The following is a 23,091-nucleotide window of genomic DNA, read 5'->3' on the forward strand; positions in this document are numbered from 1 at the left end:
AGTTAAGCACTTAACATAGTGTGTTATAGCTCAAACGGCAGCAGAAATAAAAAAGCCAAAGAAGATATTCTTTGGCTTTTTAGTTTTTCAAATCAGCGTTGATATTAGTTTAATAATCTTACTCTGATTGTTCCATCAATCTGTTTTAATTCTTTTAAGGCTAACTTGCTATTTTCAGCTTCAATATCAATCACTACATAGCCAATTTGATCAGCGGTTTGTAAATACTGAGCGGCAATATTGATATTGAGTTTGGCAAACATTTGGTTGATTTGCGTTAACACCCCAGGTCTATTGTGGTGAATGTGCAATAAACGACTTGTGCCAAGATGGCCAGGTAAGGATACTTCAGGAAAATTAACAGCAGATAAAGTTGAACCATTATCTGAATATTTAGCAAGTTTACTTGCTACTTCAAGGCCAATATTTTCTTGCGCTTCTTTGGTACTGCCACCAATATGTGGTGTTAAAATCACGTTATCAAATGCACGTAACGGGCTAAAAAACTCATCGTCATTACTTTTAGGTTCAACCGGGAATACGTCAATTGCTGCACCAGCCACTTTTTTACTGGTTAATGCCTCGGCTAAGGCCTCAATATCAACAACAGTGCCGCGCGAAGCATTAATAAAGATAACACCCTGTTTCATGACCTCAAATTCTGCTGCACCCATCATATTTTTGGTTTGTGGCGTTTCAGGTACATGCAAACTAATAACATCCGCTTCTTTCAATAATGAAGTCATAGTCGGCGCTTGGCTGGCATTGCCTAAAGGCAGTTTAGTTTCAATATCGAAAAAGCGAACTTTCATCCCTAAAGTTTCGGCTAGTATGCCAAGTTGCATACCAATATGACCATAACCGATAATACCTAAGGTTTTGCCTCTGGCTTCAACTGAACCCGTAGCTGATTTATTCCAAACACCACGATGTGCTTGGGCACTTTTTTCTGGAATACCACGTAATAATAATAATGTTTCGCCCAATACTAACTCAGCGACCGAGCGGGTATTTGAAAATGGCGCATTAAATACTGGGATACCAAATGATTGTGCTGCGGCTTTGTCTACTTGATTGGTACCAATACAGAAGCAACCAATAGCAACCAGCTTTTTAGCGTGGCTTAAAACATTTTTATTTAAGTCAGTGCGAGAACGTATACCAACAAAGTGCACGTCGGCAATTTTATTAATTAGCTCTGCTTCTGAAAGTGAGGCTTTAATATATTCAATATTTGAATAGCCTTTATTTTTCAGCTCTTCAAGGGCGCTCTGGTGAACACCTTCTAGAAGTAGTATCTTAATCTTGTCTTTTGCTAGTGAATTGTTGCTCATGATAGTTTATCTTCTCTCGATCAAACATTGATGTACTTAAATATATTTCAAATAAGCTTTTAGATGGCTAGATACCTAAAATACCATATAGGGTATAAACTCTAAAGTGTTATTTTATTATTTTTGTACCCTCTGCACTGCCGATAATTAAGACATTTGCTGGACGATTAGCAAACAAGCCATTAGTCACAACACCAACAATAGCGTTAATGCTGTTTTCTAACGCTTTAGGGTCCATTATTTTTAAGTTATGCACATCAAGAATAACATTGCCGTTGTCGGTAATAACCCCTTGGCGATAAACCGGATCACCACCTAATTTTACTAGCTCTCTGGCGACATAACTGCGCGCCATTGGGATAACTTCTACCGGCAATGGAAAACGACCTAGCATAGGCACTTGCTTAGTGTCATCGGCGATACAAATGAAGGTTTTTGCCACCGCAGCAACAATTTTTTCGCGGGTAAGGGCAGCACCGCCACCTTTGATCATATGCATGTGAGGGCTAATTTCATCAGCGCCATCAACATAAACATCAATACCGTCAACGTTATTAAGCTCAAACACTTCAATACCATATGATTTTAAACGCTCAGTTGAGCCTTCAGAGCTTGAAACTACGCCAATAATTTTATCTTTAATGGTGGCAAGGGCGTCGATAAAATAATTTACCGTTGAGCCAGTACCGACACCAACAATGGTATCTGCTTTGATATAGTCTAGGGCTTTTATTGCTGCCGCTTTTTTCATGTCATCTTGAGTCATAATAGGCCTGTTTTAAATAAGTAAAAAAAATTAGCGATCAGTTTTAAGCTGTCAGCTTTCAGTAAACGATAGTGTTCAGTTAAAAGTTAGAAGTGATTAGCATTCAGTGAGAGGTAGTTATAAAGCAAAAGAAGTTTTCGAGACATATTTTAACTATGTCTTTGTAACTTACTGATAGCTGAGAGCTTAAAACTGACAGCTATCTAGCTACCTCTCAACTATCTCTTCGTAACTTACTGATAGCTGAAAGCTTAAAACTGACAGCTATCTAGCTATCTCTTAACTATCGCTTCTAGCTTTGGTCAGTATTATAACAAGAGTATCGAGTTAATTAGCTTTTATTTATGGATATCAAATTTATATTGTCTTGTTGGCGTAATAATCTCAGGTAAGGGAATATCCCACAGTTGTGTGGGAATGGCGTCTATTAATTGGATGTCATGTGCTAAGCCTATGGGATAAGGCTTTGTTAACTTGCTTTGTGTAACCTCATGCGGTTGATTCTGATGGCGGTATTGCTGATACCAGGATGATAAGGTTCTATCGTAGAATCCGCCGCCCATGCCTAAACGATTACCTAATGGGTCAAACGCAACCAAGGGGGTAAAAATAATATCTATTTCGCCGATAGCTTTAATCAAACGCACGTCAAGTTTAGGTTCTAAAATGCCATAGTTATTTTTTTTCATGACACTGCTTTCATCATAATGGAGAAATAATAACTGCCCATGACTAAAAGGGTGAATAACAGGTAAGTAGGTCTTTTTGTTGTTTTGCCAGCACCATTTTATAAAGGGCATAGCATCAAGCTCACTGTCATTGGCTAAATAAAGCGCAATGTTTTTTGCCGCTAGCACATCTCTACGGGCGCTGAGTTGAATGAGTAAATCATCGGAGAACTCTTGTTGCTCAACCTCACTAAGACTTTGGCGTTTAGTTCTCAGTGATTTTCTTATTTCATTTCGTGTAGACATCATCAATAGCGTTTTCTCCTTAGGTTTTAAAAGACAGCGCTGAGTTTGAAGTTTTGAGCTGTCAGATTTAAAAAAATAGCTTTCAGTTTATTTGTCTGTTTGGCTTTATGCCACTAGGTTTTTTATTCGCTGTAAGCTTGACGGACTAAAGTTCGACCTAAAAAAATTTTATCAACCATCAACTCTAATGTTTTACTGAAAGCTGACAGCTATTTTCTTTTACTGATAGCTTAAACAATTTTCATAGACAAAAAAATAGCCAACATCTAGTTGGCTATTTTTAATGTTAATTATTCAAAATAATTATGCAGTAGATGTTGCGCTTTTACCTTCAACCGGCGATGAAGTGTCATCTTCTTCTGTTTCTAAGGCTTCCCAGAATCTAGATTTCAAGCCAATGAGTAAAATAATAATACCAATACCGATACTAAATAAACTGATTTGAATATATAAGGCTGGAATTTGTTCAACGTTGTTTGGATCGTAATTACCAGCAAGCAAACCAGAAATAATATTACCAATTGAATACGTTAAGACAAATACACCCATCATTTGGCCAGCAAATCTTCTTGGTGATAATTTACTTACGGCACTTAAGGCAATAGGACTTAAGCATAACTCACCCACTGTGTGTAAAAAGTAAGTGGTAATTAACCAACCGGGCGCAACTTGTAAGCCACTTGCTGCATATTGTGCGGCAAAAAACATCACGATAAAGCCACTTGCCATAATAATTAAGCCAACAGCACATTTAATGCCGTATGCAGGTGTAACCATTCTTTGACCTAATTTAATCCAAAACGCGGCGAAAAAAGGTGATAGCAAAACAATAAACATCGCATTAGAAAACTGAAACCATGCCGTTGGAATTTCAAACGAACCTATCATACGGTCAGTGTAATCACGAGCGAATAAGTTTAATGATGAGCCAGCTTGTTCAAAGCCAGACCAGAAAAAAGCTGAGGCAATACAAATTAATAATAGTGCCCAAAGTTTTTTCTTTTCATTGCCGGTTAAGTCACTAAAAAAGTAAATAATGGCATAATAAATCACAAAAATTAAAGTAAATGCTATCGCAACATATTGTGCAGTGGCAATAGGGTCTATCACCACAATGCCTTCAAAGGTTAAAACAGTGACCACTGCAATGGCGACTAGCGAAGCTACTATAATTATCCAGCTAGTGCGTTGACCTTTTGCTGATAAAGGTGCAACCGGTTTTGCGCCAACACCTTCTAATTTTGGTGTGGTAATTTTATATTGAATAAGGCCGGCGGCCATACCTATTGCTGCGGCGCCAAAGGCATAATGCCAACCAAAATCTGAAGCTAAATAACCACAAACTAAATAGCCAATGAAAGAACCTAAGTTAATGCCCATGTAATAAATAGCATAACCACTATCACGGCGCTTATCATTTTCACTATATAATTGGCCAACCATAGCGCCAATATTAGGCTTTAATAAACCCGTACCTAAAATAACTAAGATCAAACCAATAAAGAATGTTTTGTCATTTGGGATAGCTAAAACTATGTGGCCAAACATGATGATCATGCCGCCATACCAAACCGCTCTTTGCCCACCCAGTAATCTGTCTGCTATCCAACCGCCGGGTAAGCCCATAAAATAGACGGTACCTGTATATAAACCATAAATAGCGGTTGCCGATGCAATAGTTAATGCTAAACCACCTTCTTGTAAGGTTGCTGTCATAAAAAGAACAAGCAGTGCGCGCATGCCGTAATAGCTCATGCGTTCCCACATTTCGGTGACGAAAAGTGTTTTCAATCCGCCCGGATGGCCATAAAAAGCCTCTGAATTTGGGGTACTCATATAAAATCCTCGATAGGTAATACTAAACACGGTTTAAAATTATTCTTGTCTCAACATCAATATATCTAGGTTCCACTGCAACATGCAATTTCAACATTAAGCGGCTATATATCGGGTTGATCGTGCTTAGGTAAATTAGAAATTTTTATTAATTAGCCCGTTTTATACCTTTGCTAGCCTAGAAAGGCAAGTCTGACAGGTTAATCTTTTGTTAATGATGGGAAACTGCTCAATTTTTGTTGGGTTAAATCATGACTTTTTACTATCACTCAATGCCTGATAGGGGGAAATAAGCAATTAACTCAATATATTATTGCGGAATTTAACTGAGCCGTGCTTGATTAGTGGCTGTTTAATAAAGTGGCTGATGCTCAGACTGATATTTATTTTTAGCCTAAGTTTGTTACTAAAATAAAATTTCTGTAAACAAAGTTATCCGATGCCATCAACAGCTAATAGACATTGATTAGTCAACGTGCGTGTTAGAAAGACAATATTAACTAAATTACTGATAATTTTGCCAAATAAAACTTGAGCGCTGCTGCAATTCGCCGAGCTATATCTGATGATGGGTTTAATAAAAAGTTACTGTAATCAAAGCACACTTACTGATAAACTCGACGCTGTTTAACTTTAGATCTAAGTTATGTCCCCCGTATATAGGAAGAAATACGCGCCAATGATGCATTTTATTCGTCAACTGACAAGCCTTCTCGTCGTTTTTACATTCTCTGTTAGTGCTATCGCGGCGCAAATTAGCCAGCAGCAAATAGAGCAATTTAAAAATTTACCTAAATCTCAGCAGCAGGCATTAGCGCAAAACATGGGTGTTGATCTCGATGCGGTTATGGGGCAAATATCGGGTAGCAACCAACAAACACAATTATCATCTACACCCGTTGTGCCAAGATCTACAGTTGAAAATAGTGTGGTAGGGCAAGCAGAGGTTATTGAGTTTGAAAGTGACACTGAATTATTTAAGCCACTAACAAGGTTTGGTATCGACGTTTTTTCGAATGCGCCCAGCACCTTTACTCCTACTATGGACATCGCTATTCCTAATCACTATATATTAGGCGTTGGCGACCAATTGTCGATACAAATATATGGTAAAGAAAATGCTGAGTACACACTGCCGATAACACGCGAGGGCAATATACTTATTCCGGATGTTGGGCCGATAAAAGTGGTTGGTTTAGCGTTTGCTGAAATGAAAAAATTTCTAGCTGAAAGAATTCAACAACGCATTATAGGTGTAAACGTGGTGGTCAGTTTAGCCGAATTACGTTCTATGCGTATTTTTGTTTTAGGTGACGCTTACAAACCAGGCCCATATATCTTAAGTTCACTGTCAAGTGTTACGCACGCTATTTTTGCTGCCGGTGGAGTTAGCGATATTGGCTCATTACGTAATATTGAAGTAAAACGCGCGGGCAAAATAGTACAAACTGTCGATTTATACGACCTACTCATAAACGGTGACTCTTCAAGCGACATTTTGTTGCAATCTGGCGATGTGGTTTTCATTCCAACTCAAAGTAAAAATGTTTCAATTCGGGGTGAAGTTAGGCGTCCCGCTATATACGAACTAAAAGCTGGCGATAACTTCAATCAACTTATTGAAATGGCAGGTGGTTTATTACCATCAGCTTATCTGCAATCAACCATAGTAGAACGTTACAATCAAGACAGTTTACGTAGCATCATTAATATTGACCTAACGGATAGTAAAGCACGTAAACAATTACTAAAAAGCGGTGATTATATTCGGGTGTTAAAAAGCTCGGGAATGTATGAACAATCAATTACTGTTATTGGGGCAGTAACACGCCCAGGCAAATATCAATGGCAACAAGGTCTTAAAATAACTGATTTATTACCTAATTTAGACTCTCATATCTTGCCTTCTGCAGATTTAAGTTATGGCTTAATTGTGCGTCAAAAAGACCAAGCCAGAAATATTGAAGTATTACAGTTTAATTTAGCCAAGGCGCTTGATAACTCAACACCTAACCCGGTTGATAACCTTGTCTTATTACCTAACGACAAACTATTGATATTTGCTAATGTTACTAAACAGTTGGATGAGAAAATATCATTAGACCAATTGGCTTTTACCCAAGAGCAACTTTTTGCCAAAGAGCGGCAACAGGCTAAAACGTCACATAAAGAGAAATTGTTTTGGGACAAATATAGCGGCAGTTCATCACAATATGCAACAGACACTGATGCAACTGAAGAAGCAGGGCGTTTAGCCAATCAATCTTTAGTGCAGATGACCAATACTAGTTTAGACCACAAAGTCGAAATTCGTGAAATGGGCTTGTTTTCTCGCCCTCGTTTGTTAGCGCCAGTGCTAACAAAGTTACGTCAACAAGGTGCTTCTGGCCAACCCATTCAACTGATCGAAGTCGATGGCCAAGTTAAATTTCCTGGTGTTTATCCGCTAGCGAAAAATGCAAAAGTGAGTGATTTATTAGCCGCCGCTGGTGGCGTGAAAGAGTCGGCTTACTTAGCGCGAGCAGAAGTGACTCGTAATACACTTACTGCGGCAGGTGCGACAAAAATTTCTTTAGATGTCGACCTAGGCTTAGCCTTAAAAAGAGATGAAGTTTTCGATATTGCTCTGCAAAGTAAAGATCGACTGAATGTGCATAAAATTCCGGCCTGGAGTGAAAATTATATCGTTGAATTACGAGGTGAGTTTGTCTTTCCGGGTAAATATACTATTAGCCGTGGTGAAACCTTAGCTGACTTAGTCAAGAAAGCGGGCGGTTTAACCCAATATGCTCACCCTGATGCGTCAGTATTTACTCGCATAAAGTTAAAAGAACTAGAAAAGAAAAATTTAATTAAGCTTGCTGGCGACTTACGTATTGAAATGGCCTCTAAATCTTTGACCGAGCAAGGTGGCTCAGCATCTTACGACGACGGTCAAAAAATATTAGCAGATATTACTAAATTAGAGCCAGTAGGGCGTCTAGTCATTAACCTGCCCAGTTTAATGGCTTCAAATAATGACGATGTGTTACTAGAAGGCGGAGACATACTTTATGTACCGACTAAGACAAATTCAATTAATGTTATTGGCCAAGTTCAGGTGGGGTCATCACATTTATATAATAATATAATGTCGACTGAAGACTATATCGCGCAAAGTGGTGGCATTAAAAAACGTGCTGACGCCGAGCGCATTTACGTTATCTCGGCCAGTGGTAGTATTAAAATGGTTGAGGAAAGTAACTGGTTTGCTGGCGTAGAAGATGCTGGATTAAAACCAGGCGATACCATTGTAGTGCCGCTTGATGCTGAATATATGAATGACCTAACATTATGGTCAACAGCCACACAAATTATTTATAATGCGGCTGTAGCTGTTGCAGCAATCAGCGGTCTTTAACCAAGGTGTAATTATCATTTGTAGAGCGAAGATAAGTTCGTCAGGGTAAACGAGTGAATAAAAAACGTAGTGGGATAAAGCCAAAAAAACAATCTGAAAGCTTTTTCTGATGGCTGATCGCTAATAACTTAAAACTTTTTAATAACCGCTAATAAAGGCAAAGGATTCGCAAAATGATACGTGATTTAAATGATGTAAAAATTGCTATAATAGGTTTAGGCTATGTTGGCTTGCCACTGGCAGTAGAGTTTGGCAAAAAATATCAAACCTTAGGCTTTGATATCAATCAAGCACGTATTGCAGAATTAAAAAATGGTACAGACAGTACCCTTGAAGTTAGTGACGAAGAATTGGCCGAAACAACCAATCTTAGTTATTCTTGCACGCCTGATGAATTAAAAAACTCTAACGTTTATATTGTTACCGTACCAACGCCTATTGACCAACATAAACAACCTGATTTAACGCCATTGATCAAAGCCAGCGAAATGCTAGGCAAAGTGATTAATAAGGGCGATATTATTATCTATGAGTCTACGGTTTACCCAGGAGCGACTGAAGAAGCTTGTATCCCGGTAGTAGAGAGGTTTTCTGGCTTAGTGTACAACAAAGATTTTTATGCGGGTTATTCACCTGAACGCATTAATCCCGGTGACAAAGAACACAGAGTTACTAATATTTTAAAAGTTACATCTGGCTCAACACCTGAAATAGCCACGATGGTAGACAATTTATACCGTTCTATTATTATTGCAGGTACCCATAAGGCGAGTTCAATCAAAGTCGCAGAAGCCGCAAAAGTAATTGAGAACACACAACGCGACGTTAACATTGCCTTAATTAACGAGCTGTCTATTATATTTAATAAACTCAATATCGACACCTTAGAAGTGCTTGAAGCGGCGGGTACAAAATGGAATTTCCTGCCATTTCGCCCCGGTTTAGTTGGTGGGCACTGTATTGGTGTTGATCCCTATTATTTAACGCATAAAGCGCAATCAGTAGGTTATCATCCTGAAATGATACTCGCTGGGCGACGTTTAAATGACGGTATGGGCGCTTATGTTGTCTCGCAATTAGTCAAAAACATGCTGCATAAACGTATTCAGGTAGAAGGTGCTAATGTGTTAATCATGGGCCTGACCTTTAAAGAAAACTGCCCGGACTTACGCAATACTAAAATTGTTGATATTGTTAGTGAGCTTAAAGAATACAACATGAATGTTGATATTACTGACCCTTGGTGTTCAAGCGAACAAGCACAGCAAGAATATAATTTAAGCCTGACAGAAAAGCCCGAAGCGGGTCATTACGACGCTATTATTTTGGCGGTAGCACATAATCAATTTAAGTGCTTAGGTGTTGACGAAATTCGCAAACTAGGTAAACAACACCATGTACTTTATGACCTAAAATATATACTACCAAAAGAGTCAGTAGACATGCGTTTATAGCGTAGCGGTTAAATCAGCAATGCAGTCCAAAGATTCAACCTACATAGAGCCCAAAGGTGACAATATAGATTTAGGCGATTATTTTGTAGGTCGGACTTTAGTCCGACAACCGTACATCGAATACAATAAAGCTTAATATTCAAAACTTAATGGAAGTAATAATGTCTAAATATGAAGAAGTAAAAAAGCAACTTAAACAAGCGCCAAAAGTTTGGCTTGTTACCGGAGTCGCAGGTTTTATCGGCTCAAACCTTTTAGAAACATTATTATTATTAAACCAAAAAGTTATCGGTTTAGACAACTTTGCTACTGGTCACCAACGTAATTTAGATGAAGTAAAATCTGAAGTCTCAGCACAGCAATGGCATAACTTTACTTTTATTAATGGCGATATTCGAAACTTTGATGACTGTCAGCAAGCCTTAACAACAGACAACCTTAGCGTTGACTACGTATTGCATCAAGCCGCGCTTGGCTCTGTGCCTCGCTCTATAGCGGATCCTATTTTAACCAACGCGGCCAACATTACAGGCTTTGTTAACATGTTAACCGCAGCAAAAGACGCCAAAGTAGCCACTTTTGTTTATGCCGCATCAAGCTCTACTTATGGCGATCACCCCGCGTTACCAAAAGTTGAAGCAAACATTGGTAAGCCATTATCACCTTATGCTGTGACTAAATATGTTAATGAACTTTATGCTGATGTATTTAATAAAACTTACGGTTTAAATGCCACCGGCCTGCGCTACTTCAATGTATTTGGTAAACGCCAAGACCCTGATGGAGCCTATGCTGCGGTTATTCCTAAATGGACGGCTGCTATGATAGAAAACCAAGACTTATTTGTTAATGGCGATGGTGAAACTAGCCGTGACTTTTGTTTTGTCGAAAATGCCGTGCAAGCGAATATATTAGCAGCAACAGCGAATGAACAAGGTAAAAACCAAGTATATAACGTGGCACTAGGCGATAGAACAACACTTAATGAGTTATATTCAAGTTTAGCCTCTGCATTAGCAGTTAATGATGTGAGTTATACCAAAACGGCAATATATCAAGATTTTAGAGTGGGTGACGTGCGCCATTCTCAGGCTGATATATCAAAGGCTAAAGAACTTCTCGGTTATCAACCAGAATACCGTATTCAGCAAGGCATAGACAAAGCAATGCCGTGGTATATCAAGTTCTTGACTAAGCAAGCTTAAAATTACTTGTAGGTCGGACTTCAGTCCGACAGCCAGACCCTGTAACAAAATCTGTTACAGGGTCGACAGCTACAAAACGAAAAAATAACAAAAAAGGGCAAAACCCAACCAGCCAATAAACTTAAAATAGTCAAATATTTTCGTTTAAATAAATAACACAAAAATTAACAAGTAATTTAAGTAAAACCAATAAACAAGTATTAAAAAATACAAATATCTTGTTATAATACGCTATAATTGGGCGTTTAACGTAAAGTTTCGAATTAATCGCCCAGAGGAATAATCATCAAATGAACGTAAATGCGAGTTATTGTGAAAAGTCATAAATTGCAAGGAAGTACTTCAAATGAAGTCGAAGCAATGAATTCAAACGAATTTTACCAGCAACACCACCTTCCCGAAGACGACGAAATAGACCTTGCAGAGCTTTGGCATGCTATTTGGTCAGGTAAGTTACTGATTATTTTTATCAGTGCGTTTTTCGCCATTTCGTCAATTATCTATGCAATTAATCAACCCAATATATATAAAGCTACAACCTTGTTAGCGCCAGCCAGTGAGCAAGGTGGTGCAAGCGGGTTAGCGAAAATGGCTGGCCAGTTCGGTGGTTTAGCAAGCCTTGCCGGTATTAACCTTGGCGGTGGCGGCACCGATAAAACAGGCCTAGCGCTTGAAGTGTTAAAGTCTCGAGTATTTCTAGAAAAATTCATCAATAAACACCAGTTATTAGTACCTTTAATGGCAGCTAAAAACTGGGATGTTAAGACTAATACACTAATATATAATGATGAAATTTATAATGCGACAACTAAAATATGGTTACGAGAAGTTGAAGCGCCAAAACAGCCAGAACCTTCTTCATGGGAAGCTTATAAAGCTTTTAAAGATATTTTAGCGGTGGCAACGGATAAAGAAAGCGGCATGATCACGTTAACTATAGAGCATTACTCACCAAAAATTGCTACACAGTGGTTATTATGGCTAGTAAGTGATATTAACGCCGCCATGCGTGAACAAGATAAAGCCGAAGCGCAACGTAGTATCGATTATTTATCAACTAAGCTGCAAGAAACTCAACTAGCGGATATGCAAACGGTGTTCTATCAGTTAATTGAGCAACAAACCAAAACCATCATGTTGGCGGAAGTATCACTAGAATATGTGCTAAAAACCATTGACCCTGCTAATGCCCCAGAAGAAAAAGCCAAACCTAAACGAGCTTTAATTGTTGTGCTCGGTACTATCTTAGGTGGCATTTTATCGGTGTTAATTGTGTTAGTGCGTTACTTTTCTAATAAAGGTAATAAAGATGACACTAACCATTCAAATAGTGCTAACCAAGTAGCCGAGCCAACAACAAGTTCGACTACTGTTGCTCAAGTTTCAGCCGAAGTTACAAGTAAATAGGAGTATATTTAATGACCATTGCTGCCTTAACTGCCTTCTGCTTTTCTTTTATTGCAATAAAAGTATTCAAGCCACTTGCCATTGATCTTGGCTTAGTAGACAAACCTAATGCACGTAAACACCACGACGGCCAAGTGCCGCTTATTGGTGGTATTGCAATATTTGCTGCAGTATTAGCGGCAAGTCTAATCTGGCTACCTAATACCTTAGAATTACGTATGTACCTAATTGCCTCTGCGATGATGGTTTTTATAGGCGCATTGGATGACAAATACGATCTTAAAGTACGCATTCGAATTGTTGGGCAAATTATTATTGCCAGTTTAATGATTTTTGGCGTAGGTGGTTATATATCAAACTTAGGTAACTTATTTAGTTTCGGCGATATTGAGCTGGGCCCAGTAGGTATTTTATTTACTTATTTTGCTATTATCGTAGTAATTAATGCTTACAACATGGTTGATGGTATTGACGGTTTAATTGGTAGTTTAAGTTTAAATACCTTTACCGCCATTGCGGTTTTATTTTTAATAAGTGGCAATACGAGCTACTTAAGCTATCCACTAATTTTAGCGACTGCAACCTTACCTTATTTGATTTTCAATTTAGGTTTTTTCAAAAGTTATAGCAAAAAAATATTTATGGGCGATGCCGGTAGTATGTTTATCGGCCTAAGTGTTATATGGCTATTAACTATTGGTACGCAAGGCGAAAGCGCCTCGTTTAGGCCAGTAACCGCATTATGGATATGTGCCATACCCTTAATGGACATGTTAGCTATAGTTATGCGCAGATACCGTAAAGGTAAATCTCCTTTCAAACCAGACCGAGATCATTTACACCACATATTACAACGCGCAGGTTTGTCTTCACGCCAAACACTAGTGGTTATTTCAATCGCTTCGGCACTTATGTCGATATTAGGTGTGTTAGGTGAGTATTTTCAAGTACCTGAAAGTATTGAGTTGGTGCTATTTGTGTTGATGTTTATTCTTTATAATAAATATGCTCGGCATTTTAGTTGGAAGTATGATGAGTAATAATAAATTGATATAACCCTAGGTTTATTATTTTATAAATCTTAATTTAGAGTAAAAAAAACTTTGTGCAATATTTCTGAATTGTAATACATTAGCCTTTCAAGTTTAATGTGAAAAATTGAAAAAAAAGCACAATAAATAATCTGAGTAAATAGTTATTATGACTAAAAAACGTATTTTGTCCGTATTTGGAACGCGCCCGGAAGCCATAAAAATGGCACCTCTTGTTCATGCTTTAGCAAATGATCCCCGCTTCGATGCAAAAGTATGTGTAACAGCGCAGCATCGAGAAATGCTAGATCAAGTTCTTGACCTATTTGAAATAACGCCAGATTACGATCTTAATTTAATGAAACCAGGTCAAACACTGAACGATATAACAGCACGTATTTTACTAGAGTTAAAAACGGTACTGCAAGAATTTAAACCCGATGTTGTGCTGGTGCATGGTGATACGGCAACGACTTTTGCTGCTAGCCTTGCCGCTTATTATGAGCAAATTGCCGTGGGGCATGTTGAAGCAGGTCTTAGAACCGGTAATTTATATTCTCCTTGGCCGGAAGAAGGTAATAGAAAGCTTACCGGCGCATTAGCCAAATATCATTTTGCTCCAACGATAACCTCGCAGCAAAATCTACTTGATGAAAATTATGCGCAAGACAATATTGTAGTGACGGGTAACACGGTTATTGACGCTTTACTGATGGTTAAAGAGAAGATTGATAACGATGTTGAGTTAAACGCGACACTCGCTGCTTCTTTCCCTATGCTTGAAGAGCCATCAGAAAAAAACAAGAAAAAGTTAATTTTAGTCACCGGTCATCGACGTGAAAGTTTTGGTGGTGGTTTTGAGCGTATTTGTGAAGCATTAGCGATTACGGCTAAACGATACCCAAATGTTCAAATTTTATATCCGATGCATTTAAACCCTAATGTTCGAGAACCAGTGAATCGTATATTAAAAGGAATCGATAATATTTTTCTTATTGAGCCTCAACAGTATTTGCCTTTTATCTACTTAATGATGCGTGCACACATCATTTTAACTGATTCAGGTGGTATTCAAGAAGAAGCACCGTCGTTAGGGAAACCAGTTCTAGTAATGCGAGAAACTACTGAACGCCCAGAAGCTGTTGCAGCAGGGACCGTTAAATTAGTTGGTACTGATGTTGGAATGATGACATTAGCGATTAATGCATTAATGGACGATGATGTAGCGTATAAAGAAATGAGTTTTGCACATAACCCTTATGGTGATGGTGAAGCTTCTCACAGAATACTAAATTCACTCATCAGTACTTAAGTACTCTACTGTTAATTTATGAGGTATTTAAGTAATATATTGGTGTTAATTGCTTCACGTGGCATGGCATTAGCAGGTTTTTTCTTATTACCTAGCATTACCAATGCAAATGACTTTAAGCAATATGTATTGTATTTTGCGGTATGGCAGTTTTGTAGTCAGTTGCTTTCTATGCAATTAGGCACAACGTTTTTTCGTTGTGGTTTAAATAGTGCATTTACGAAAAATTTACATTGCCTGCTGTCTGTCTTTTATCCGCTACTTTTTCTAGCCTTGTTGGCTTTTATTAGTACTTTAAGTTCGGCTAACATAATCGTCTCCGCTTTTTTTATGTCAGTTATTGTTGCCGTTTTTATTGTGGTATCAGAGTACGCAAGGGCAAAAATTAATGAAAGACTGGTTTTTTGTATTTATATGTTACCGGGTCTTTTGTATTTAACGCTGTTTGCTTTTAGCAAGTATTTAGAATTAGAATTATCGTTAAGTCAGCTTTTATTTTCTGAAGCTATTACCTATGCGATAATGACAATGCTTTTATTGGTGAAATGTGAAGTAAAAATTTCATGGTCAAGCGTTAAGTTAATCAAATCTATAAAACGAGTACTACCATTTTGGTATCGAATATCGTTCCCTTTAATCCCTAATAATTTATTGTGGTATTTTTACTTTAACGTCCCGATCGTTATTGGCTATAGACTGATAACTGACGTGCAAGATTATAACGAAATGGCGTTACTCTTTCGTTTTGTTGTTGCGATATCAACCGTATCGTCGTTGTTGGCATTAGTTTTCCAAAAAAGAATTGTTAATACTTTTGAGCACAATAAGCGCAGCTACGGGAAAATAAAACACGCTTTTTTAACCCTGTTTATACCCAGTTTTTTTGTTGTAAGTATAATAGGATATTTTGTATTTGAATCTATTGCCAGAGTAGTAAAATTAAGTGTTAGTTGTGGTGTTTGTGATGTTGCTTTTAACAATGTTGCTGTATTCATTTTTCTATTTTATATGTTTTTTAGTATTTATTTGATGTCACACTACTTTGTCGCGGAAAAGAATTTAACCATTATTTCACCATCAATGTTTATTGGTTTTGTTGTGTATGTTTTATCGGTATTAGTTGGTTTGAACTTAGGGTTCAGCTTTAGTTTGATTTCTATTTATTCGTTATGTATTTCGCTTACGATAACCTTCATAATTAGATATTTTTGGTCACTTAAACAAGAAAAAATATAAGAAAATTAAAATGTTAAAAAATATTCTAAAAAAATTGCTACCTATATCTATTTATAATTTCATTAGAATGCGACCTAGGCTTTTGATTGTTAGTGAATCACTCAAACGAAAAATTGCTTATATTAATAAAGCCGCATGGCAGCAAGACCCTGATTATCGTGGTGACAATTCTGGCGCATTAAGAAAGTATGGGCACATGGTAGATAAAGGTTTGCAATCACCAAATAGAGAAGCTGGTCATAGCCTTCCTATTGCGATGCGTTTAAATGAGTTACTTGATTTAAAAGAAAGGGAGTGTGCTTCGGCTGAGTGGGCGCAAGAAATTCTTAGTTTACATCGTGATTTGCAACAAGACAGAATTGCTGATGGATATAGTAATTTCTCTTTTATTAAAGACAACGATATAACTAGTGAACAGTTATTACATCTTTTTAAAGAAAGAAGAACGTTACGTCACTTTCAGGAGCATAAAACACCGAGCTTAGCTGATATTACCAAGATATTAGAGGCGACAATATGGGCGCCATCAAGTTGTAATAGACAAACAATTGTTAACTATTTTACTTTAAATGAAGAGTTAGCTCGTCAATGCACCAAACAGAATAAGGGGGCTACAGCAATTTCAGGTAAACATGCGTTTGTTTCTGTTTGTTATGATACTCGTTCTTACCATTTACCACAGGAATCATTAACGGGCATGATAGATGCTACGCTTGGCTTTCAAAATGCGCTACTCATGGTCCATGCACTTGGCTTGGGTGCTTGTGTGTTAAATTGGTCTCATGCGGATAAAAATGAAAATGATACGTTAAGATATTTATTGAATATACCAGAGCATTGCGAAATTGCGTTTAATGTCATCATAGGTATACCAAATGGTGGGGCGCCGGCTCCAGGAAAGAAAAACACACTTGAATACATAGTAGAGAGATAGGATGAAAGTTTTTATATTAAATCATTGTTCACATAATAAAGGGGACAATAGTGTGCTTTATTATTTGACTCAATGTTTGGATATTGTTTCGAATAATAATGAAGTTATTGTTTCTTGTAGTGACGGTATAGCGCCATTTTGGGCGAAGAAAGAGGTTGACGCCGTATGCTGGCCAGGTGGTAAAATTTTTAAAACGCCTGAAGTTGGTTTTGTAAAAAATGTGATGAGGCGTGCGAACTTTATGTTAATGCGTAAAGTACTCTACAAAGCATTCTTATCTCTTTATGCAAATAAACATGATAATTTAGCTAAAGCTCTTGCGGTAACGTTTTTTGGTTCAAAGTTAATTAAAACCTTTAAAGAAGCAGATAAAGTAATATGTACGGGTGGGCATCATATTTCGAACGTATTAGAAAAAGATTGTGTAAATCCACAATTGGTCTCTATGGCATTGGCTGATTTATATGGCCATCAGCCTGTAATGTGGTCGCAATCTATAGGTCCTATTGATACTGCAGCTCCTTATTCTAAAAAAGCTATGGGTCGTGTATTTAATGCGTGTAGTCAAATATTTGTTCGTGATGACTTAAGTGAAGCTTGTGTTAAATCCACTTCTAGTGCACCTACGGTTAAAGCTCCTGACAGCGTCTTTTTATCAAATAAATTGGTGAAAAATATTATTGAAGTTGCAGAGGTACCTTATGTTTGTTGCGCTGTTTATACTGCCGGTATTTCAGACGAAAAATATTTAGCGGCTTATAAAGAATCATGGGTTCGCATTACCCAAGAAATTAAAGATAAGGGTTTTGAAGTTGTATTTATTCCAATGCAGTACAAAGGCTTTGGTGGTGATGAAAGGGCATTTTTAAATGCTATTGTTAATGAAGTGGGTGGAAATGGTGTGCGTTTTGTTGACGAAGATAAAAGCCCTAAAGATACACTAACCTTGTTTAAGAGCGCTTCTTTTATCATAGGCCATAAGACTCATTCGGTTATTTACGGTTTAGCGTTAGAAATTCCGACAATTGCGATTGCTTATCATGAGAAAACGCGTTACTTCATGTCAATGTTTGGCTTTGAAAATTATGTTCATCAAGACGTGATTGGCTGTGAGGCTAAAATCATTAAACAAATATCTTCGGAAACAGTCAATGCTCAAAAGCAGATTCATAGTCAGTCAGACAAAAGTGCTTTATTTGCAGAGCAACTTATAGAAAATTTAAAAACTTCTTTATATGACTAATTCTATATCACTAAGGCGTTTGATTTTTTTTTGGACAACATGGGGCTATCTACTTACTAACTTTTTAGTGGCATGGTTTTCTAGCCTTAGCATGGCATTTATGGCTGTTCGAGAGTCTTGGATGCTACTTTTACTCGTTTTATTAGTTTTTAATAGATCTTATCTATCGCTTGCATTTATCGGAGTTATTGCACTATATGGTGCTGCACCATTTGCTGAGGGGATACAAGGCTATGAAGTACTTGGCTTTATATATGGCATGCGAGATATCTTTTTACTTGTTTTATTAATCGAACTTATTCATTCATCCAGTGACTTAAAGGTAAGTAAGAACGAGATCTTTCTTTTTATTTATTTCGTCTTGGGTATAGCAATCGCTGATGCTGTGACAACAAATGTTCTAGGCATGAATGTACTCGAATCTATTTTCAGAACCAGCAGTTATTATTCAAATAAAGGGGTAGATATAAACTTATCGAATGGGCTAATGGGTGAAAGAATTGGGGCGCCACTGTACTCTCCTAATTTACTTTGTACATTACTAGCATGCTGTTTTTTCTTCGATCACAGGATTGTAAAAGGGAAGTTATTTGTCAAAGCTATGGCATTAATTGTAATTGCTTTTACTATGACGAAAGTTATTGTTTTTTCGTTAGGCTTTTACCTTGTAAGATCAAAGTGGAAACTTCCTACAATATTAGGCTTAACAGCCCTTTTCCCATTGTACTTTTTGTTAGTATCTTATTATTCAACTATTCCTTTAGGTCTTCTGAAATATCATTTAGCAAGCATACTCGGTCACTTTCATGCTTTTACGTTAGCAATTGAAAGTAATCTTTTGTCATATATCCCCGAGCCTCTAGGTAGTAACAGTATTGCTGTAAAAATAATGACAGCAGGTGTAAATTCTGGCCCAGGAATAGAGTCAAGTATATTGGCTAGATTCAGTGAATTAAAAATATATTACTTTATTGTAATCGCTTTTATTATATATTCTTTTTTTAAAATTGATCATGATGTTGAAAAGAAGTTTCTTGCTTTTTTTATTGTTTTATCACTACTTACGGCAACCAGTAATCAGCCTGTTGCATTTATTCCCGCTCTATATTTATTAAAGGCATTAAAATAATGAGGTTATTTGTATTTAGAAGTTTACCTTTAGACGCAGACTCAAGAACTAAACGAAATATGGGGTTTGGTGATAAAGGGTTATCGTATAGCTGTACTTGGGAAAAAGAACCTTCTTTGGTTAAACATGATAATGCTTTTAATTTTCCGTTTAGTAAATCAGGACATGCAATAGTTAGATCTATTAAATACTTTTTATTTCTATTTTGGGTGCCATATTTGGTATTTACTCAAGCCAAGAAAGGTGACGTAATTATCTTTATGGATCTTGAAACAGTTTTGTTTGGAGGGTTAGCAGCAAAAATCAAAGGCGCTACCGCGATTTTTGATATAGTAGATCCATTTGCGCAAACTAAACGTAGTTTGAAGAATATGGCTAAGTTAATTGATTGGTTAGAGTGTCGATTAGCGCGCAATGCCGATATATTAATGGTTCCACATGACTGTAGGATGCAATACTATAATGACATGCTAGGCAAAGGTGCAATTTCTAAAGAAGCTTTTATTGTTGAAAACGTACCAAATTACTCTTTTGTTCCAGCCAACTCTAAAGAAGATAGAAAACAAGGGGAATGTTTAATCGGTTATTTTGGTACCCTTGATTACGGCTCAAGAGGGCTAGAATTTCTTATCTCCTTAGCTAAGAAGTTTCCTAATACGATTTCAGTATTGTTTGCTGGACAAGGGGCTATGGAAACTGAATTAGTTAACATTTCAACAGAATATGACAATATAAGTTTTGCGGGTGGTTTTAATGCTGATACATTACCTGAATTATATAACAAAGTAGACTTTACTTGGGCATATTACTGTCCATCCATTCCGCTTCATAGGTATGCTGCGCCAAATAAATATTATGAGCATTTGTATTTTAATACCCCAATTATAACCTCTGAAATAATTCCTCAATTCAAAGTAATTGAGGAATTAAATTCTGGTATATCTATTGATGTGTCCGTTGACTCTCCAACGGATGTTATTCATCGCCTATTAAATTTTCTAGAAAATCGTTCGATTTTGGAAAGTGAGTTACTTAGTAGCTACTGGCAAGAAAATTACTCAGAATATTATATTAATAAGAGAGTGGATTTTAAACGAATGTTAACAGCAATTCACGGAAACACAGACGCTAAAAAAAATGCTAATAATAGAATTGCTATTATTGGCACAGTTGGTGTTCCAGCCTGTTATGGGGGATTTGAAACTCTAGTTGAAAACTTACTCGATGAAAATGATAAAAATAAGCTAGTTACAGTTTATTGTTCATCGAAAAGTTATAGTGAAAAGCCCCAAAAACACAAAAATGCTCATCTACATTACATTCCTTTAAACGCGAATGGTGTACAAAGTATCCCTTATGATATTTGGTCTTTATGCCATGCTGCTATGAAAAAAACAGATGATATTTTATTATTGGGCGTTTCAGGCGCGATTTGTTTGCCTATTCTAAAGTTGCTGACTAAAGCGAGAGTTATCACTAATATTGATGGTTTGGAATGGCGAAGAGATAAATGGGGAACGTTAGCTAAAAAGTTTTTAAAGTTTTCAGAAAAATTAGCGGTAAAATATTCAGATGTTGTTGTGGCCGACAACAAAGGTATTGCAGACTATGTTCTTGAAGAATATGGCATGGAAGCCGAAGTTATTGCTTATGGCGGAGATCACGCGGTTATTACTGATTTAAACCTTTCAGATGCGGGTTACGCTTTAGCTTTATGTAGAATAGAGCCTGAAAATAATGTTGAATTAATTTTAGAAGCATTTAGCCAAACAGATAAAGCATTAAAATTCATTGGTAACTGGGACAATAGTGAGTTTGGTCGAGCCATGAAGTCTAAATATGTTCAGTTTAAGAATATAGAAATTATCAATCCGATTTACGATATTAAAACGCTTTTTGAAATTAGACAAAAATGTAGTTTGTATGTGCATGGGCATTCAGCGGGAGGTACTAATCCTTCTTTAGTTGAAATGATGCACTTTAATAAAAATATCATCGCGTTTGATTGCAACTACAACAGAGCATCAACTGAAAATAAAGCTCAATTCTTTTTCAATATTGTAGATTTAGTTGAATTGATTCAAAACTCAGCTTCTTTAAGTAATGGAAGTAGCATGCGAGAAATAGCAGAGCGTCGTTATACTTGGAAAATAGTAAAAGATCAGTATTTTAGTTTGTTCAAATAAAAGAGAGAATTATGAGAAAAGGGATTATTTTAGCCGGTGGCAGCGGCACTCGCCTCTATCCACTCACAAAAGTAGTTAGTAAACAGTTGATGCCTGTTTACGATAAACCCATGGTTTACTACCCGCTTGCTACCTTAATGCAAGCAGGCATTAGAGAAATACTTATTATTTCTACGCCCGAAGAAACTCATCGTTTTGAGGAGTTATTGGGCAATGGCGAAAACTTCGGTGTTTCAATCTCTTATAAAGAGCAACCTAGCCCAGATGGTTTAGCGCAAGCCTTTATTTTGGCTGAAGAATTTCTTGCAGGCGCTGCGGCCGCATTAGTGCTTGGCGATAATATGTTCTACGGCCATGATTTAACTAAGTCATTGCAAAATGCTAATGCACAGACTTCTGGCGGTACGGTATTTGGCTATCATGTGTCTAATCCAAAATCCTATGGGGTGGTTGAATTTGATGCTGCAGGTACGGCTATTTCAATAGAAGAAAAACCTCTAATACCCAAGTCAAATTATGCCATACCAGGCTTGTACTTTTTTGACTCTCGGGTAGTTGAATTCGCTAAAAATGTTAAGCCTTCGCCGCGTGGCGAATTAGAGATAACTGATGTTATTGATCAATACTTAAAAGCGGGCGAGTTAAAAGTTGAAATTATGGGCCGTGGTACTGCTTGGCTTGATACTGGTACCCATGATGATTTACTCGCCGCTGCTAATTTTATTTCTACAATAGAAAAGCGCCAAGGCTTGAAAGTGAATTGCCCTGAAGAAGTCGCTTATCGTAATGGTTGGTTAAGTGAAGAGAAATTGCGTGAAATAGCACAGCCTTTACGTAAAAGTGGTTATGGTGAATATTTAATCAAACTGATTGAAGAGCGGGTTTTTTAGGAGCCTGCTTTACAGGGAGGAAAGAAGGAGAAATGAAAGAGGTTTTTAACAAAAGAGCTTTTGGTTTTTCTTTTAGCTCCTTGTAGGGGCGACTTTAGTCGCTTTTTGGATTTATGATTAGGTTTTGCCACGGCGAATGAATTCGCCCCTACATAAGTTGATTTTAAAGTTTTGATGGGATTTTATGAATTATATAGATACTGCTATTGCGGATGTTAAAATAATCGAACCGAATGTGTTTGGTGATGAACGTGGTTTTTTTATGGAAACCTTTCGTGTTGACGAGTTTACTAAGCACTGTGCAGAGCAAACTTTTGTGCAAGACAACCACAGCAAATCAAGTCACGGAATTTTACGTGGTTTGCATTATCAGCTGAAAAATACGCAGGGCAAATTAGTTAGGGTAACATCAGGCGAAGTTTATGATGTTGCGGTTGATATGCGTAAATCATCACCCACATATGGCCAGCATGTTGGCGTGGTACTTTCTGGCGAAAATAAGCGCCAGTTATGGGTGCCAGAAGGTTTTGCGCATGGCTTTTATGTCATGAGTGACTCGGCAGAGTTTGTTTACAAATGTACCGATTATTATGCCCCTGAGCATGAAGTGTCTTTGTTATGGAATGACCCTGCGTTAAATATTCAATGGCCGTTACGCGATGGCAATAAACCTTCTTTATCTGCAAAAGATGAAGTCGGGCAGTTGTTCAAGAATGCGCCAACATTTAAATAAATACTTAGCTAAATTGATAAA

General features: G+C 37.2%; 17 protein-coding genes. 13 read left to right on the forward strand and 4 right to left on the reverse strand.

What is annotated here, in order from left to right; genetic code table 11:
* Window positions 1-104: 104 nt before the first annotated feature.
* The 4 genes from serA to H4J54_RS09795 all read right to left on the reverse strand — a co-directional run bounded on the left by serA (window position 105) and on the right by H4J54_RS09795 (window position 4,910).
* The gene (gene serA, locus H4J54_RS09780; RefSeq protein ID WP_182190699.1) at window positions 105-1,334 is read right to left on the reverse strand and encodes a phosphoglycerate dehydrogenase; all 1,230 of its coding nucleotides are present in this window, start codon (window positions 1,332-1,334) and stop codon (window positions 105-107) included.
* Between the two features lie 109 nt (window positions 1,335-1,443).
* On the reverse strand, window positions 1,444-2,100 hold the full coding sequence (gene rpiA / locus H4J54_RS09785; RefSeq protein WP_182190700.1) for a ribose-5-phosphate isomerase RpiA: 657 nt from the start codon (window positions 2,098-2,100) through the stop codon (window positions 1,444-1,446).
* Window positions 2,101-2,438: 338 nt separating this feature from the next.
* Complete coding sequence (locus H4J54_RS09790; RefSeq protein WP_182190701.1) at window positions 2,439-3,077, reverse strand: 5-formyltetrahydrofolate cyclo-ligase; 639 nt, start codon at window positions 3,075-3,077, stop codon at window positions 2,439-2,441.
* A 300-nt stretch (window positions 3,078-3,377) separates the two neighbouring features.
* Entirely contained in the window at window positions 3,378-4,910 is a 1,533-nt protein-coding gene (locus tag H4J54_RS09795; protein WP_182190702.1) for a peptide MFS transporter, read from the reverse strand.
* Between the two features lie 679 nt (window positions 4,911-5,589).
* Between H4J54_RS09795 and H4J54_RS09800 the strand changes: the two genes are divergently transcribed.
* From H4J54_RS09800 to rfbC, 13 genes are all read left to right on the forward strand, one after another.
* Window positions 5,590-8,310 (forward strand): SLBB domain-containing protein, encoded by a 2,721-nt coding sequence (locus H4J54_RS09800; RefSeq protein ID WP_259367039.1) that lies wholly within the window; start codon window positions 5,590-5,592, stop codon window positions 8,308-8,310.
* Between the two features lie 173 nt (window positions 8,311-8,483).
* Window positions 8,484-9,764 (forward strand): Vi polysaccharide biosynthesis UDP-N-acetylglucosamine C-6 dehydrogenase TviB, encoded by a 1,281-nt coding sequence (tviB, locus tag H4J54_RS09805; protein WP_220464224.1) that lies wholly within the window; start codon window positions 8,484-8,486, stop codon window positions 9,762-9,764.
* Window positions 9,765-9,925: 161 nt separating this feature from the next.
* Window positions 9,926-10,969, forward strand: coding sequence for an NAD-dependent epimerase/dehydratase family protein (locus H4J54_RS09810; protein WP_182190704.1), 1,044 nt, complete (start codon window positions 9,926-9,928; stop codon window positions 10,967-10,969).
* Window positions 10,970-11,329: 360 nt separating this feature from the next.
* Window positions 11,330-12,376: a Wzz/FepE/Etk N-terminal domain-containing protein gene (locus H4J54_RS09815; RefSeq protein WP_182190705.1), complete on the forward strand. Its 1,047-nt coding sequence runs from the start codon at window positions 11,330-11,332 to the stop codon at window positions 12,374-12,376.
* Between the two features lie 11 nt (window positions 12,377-12,387).
* Window positions 12,388-13,416 (forward strand): UDP-N-acetylglucosamine--undecaprenyl-phosphate N-acetylglucosaminephosphotransferase, encoded by a 1,029-nt coding sequence (gene wecA / locus H4J54_RS09820; protein ID WP_182190706.1) that lies wholly within the window; start codon window positions 12,388-12,390, stop codon window positions 13,414-13,416.
* A 160-nt stretch (window positions 13,417-13,576) separates the two neighbouring features.
* Complete coding sequence (wecB, locus tag H4J54_RS09825; protein ID WP_182190707.1) at window positions 13,577-14,719, forward strand: non-hydrolyzing UDP-N-acetylglucosamine 2-epimerase; 1,143 nt, start codon at window positions 13,577-13,579, stop codon at window positions 14,717-14,719.
* Window positions 14,720-14,761: 42 nt separating this feature from the next.
* Window positions 14,762-15,955: a hypothetical protein gene (locus tag H4J54_RS09830; protein ID WP_182190708.1), complete on the forward strand. Its 1,194-nt coding sequence runs from the start codon at window positions 14,762-14,764 to the stop codon at window positions 15,953-15,955.
* A 10-nt stretch (window positions 15,956-15,965) separates the two neighbouring features.
* Window positions 15,966-16,889 carry a nitroreductase family protein gene (locus tag H4J54_RS09835; RefSeq protein ID WP_182190709.1) on the forward strand — a complete coding sequence of 308 codons (924 nt, stop codon included), beginning with the start codon at window positions 15,966-15,968 and terminating at the stop codon, window positions 16,887-16,889.
* A 1-nt stretch (window position 16,890) separates the two neighbouring features.
* Window positions 16,891-18,132: a polysaccharide pyruvyl transferase family protein gene (locus tag H4J54_RS09840; RefSeq protein ID WP_182190710.1), complete on the forward strand. Its 1,242-nt coding sequence runs from the start codon at window positions 16,891-16,893 to the stop codon at window positions 18,130-18,132.
* Entirely contained in the window at window positions 18,125-19,261 is a 1,137-nt protein-coding gene (locus tag H4J54_RS09845; protein ID WP_182190711.1) for a hypothetical protein, read from the forward strand. Before H4J54_RS09840 ends, H4J54_RS09845 begins: the two co-directional genes overlap by 8 nt.
* Entirely contained in the window at window positions 19,261-21,447 is a 2,187-nt protein-coding gene (locus H4J54_RS19435) for a DUF1972 domain-containing protein (protein WP_259367040.1), read from the forward strand. Before H4J54_RS09845 ends, H4J54_RS19435 begins: the two co-directional genes overlap by 1 nt.
* A gap of 11 nt (window positions 21,448-21,458) precedes the next feature.
* On the forward strand, window positions 21,459-22,337 hold the full coding sequence (rfbA, locus tag H4J54_RS09855) for a glucose-1-phosphate thymidylyltransferase RfbA (RefSeq protein ID WP_182190712.1): 879 nt from the start codon (window positions 21,459-21,461) through the stop codon (window positions 22,335-22,337).
* Window positions 22,338-22,521: 184 nt separating this feature from the next.
* Window positions 22,522-23,070, forward strand: a complete 549-nt coding sequence (gene rfbC / locus H4J54_RS09860; protein ID WP_182190713.1) for a dTDP-4-dehydrorhamnose 3,5-epimerase — start codon at window positions 22,522-22,524, stop codon at window positions 23,068-23,070.
* Window positions 23,071-23,091 lie beyond the last annotated feature (21 nt).

Source organism: Colwellia sp. MB3u-8 (assembly GCF_014076985.1).
GTDB lineage: Bacteria > Pseudomonadota > Gammaproteobacteria > Enterobacterales > Alteromonadaceae > Cognaticolwellia.

Bases quoted from the DNA above. Each gene is read 5' to 3' on its own strand.
- H4J54_RS19435 (WP_259367040.1), top strand. From the start codon at position 19,261: ATGAGGTTATTTGTATTTAGAAGTTTACCTTTAGACGCAGACTCAAGA.
- tviB (WP_220464224.1), top strand. From the start codon at position 8,484: ATGATACGTGATTTAAATGATGTAAAAATTGCTATAATAGGTTTAGGC.
- H4J54_RS09840 (WP_182190710.1), top strand. From the start codon at position 16,891: ATGAAAGTTTTTATATTAAATCATTGTTCACATAATAAAGGGGACAAT.
- serA (WP_182190699.1), bottom strand. From the start codon at position 1,334: ATGAGCAACAATTCACTAGCAAAAGACAAGATTAAGATACTACTTCTA.
- H4J54_RS09815 (WP_182190705.1), top strand. From the start codon at position 11,330: ATGAATTCAAACGAATTTTACCAGCAACACCACCTTCCCGAAGACGAC.
- rpiA (WP_182190700.1), bottom strand. From the start codon at position 2,100: ATGACTCAAGATGACATGAAAAAAGCGGCAGCAATAAAAGCCCTAGAC.
- H4J54_RS09835 (WP_182190709.1), top strand. From the start codon at position 15,966: ATGTTAAAAAATATTCTAAAAAAATTGCTACCTATATCTATTTATAAT.
- H4J54_RS09800 (WP_259367039.1), top strand. From the start codon at position 5,590: ATGATGCATTTTATTCGTCAACTGACAAGCCTTCTCGTCGTTTTTACA.
- rfbA (WP_182190712.1), top strand. From the start codon at position 21,459: ATGAGAAAAGGGATTATTTTAGCCGGTGGCAGCGGCACTCGCCTCTAT.
- H4J54_RS09790 (WP_182190701.1), bottom strand. From the start codon at position 3,077: ATGATGTCTACACGAAATGAAATAAGAAAATCACTGAGAACTAAACGC.
- wecA (WP_182190706.1), top strand. From the start codon at position 12,388: ATGACCATTGCTGCCTTAACTGCCTTCTGCTTTTCTTTTATTGCAATA.
- wecB (WP_182190707.1), top strand. From the start codon at position 13,577: ATGACTAAAAAACGTATTTTGTCCGTATTTGGAACGCGCCCGGAAGCC.
- H4J54_RS09810 (WP_182190704.1), top strand. From the start codon at position 9,926: ATGTCTAAATATGAAGAAGTAAAAAAGCAACTTAAACAAGCGCCAAAA.
- H4J54_RS09795 (WP_182190702.1), bottom strand. From the start codon at position 4,910: ATGAGTACCCCAAATTCAGAGGCTTTTTATGGCCATCCGGGCGGATTG.
- rfbC (WP_182190713.1), top strand. From the start codon at position 22,522: ATGAATTATATAGATACTGCTATTGCGGATGTTAAAATAATCGAACCG.
- H4J54_RS09845 (WP_182190711.1), top strand. From the start codon at position 18,125: ATGACTAATTCTATATCACTAAGGCGTTTGATTTTTTTTTGGACAACA.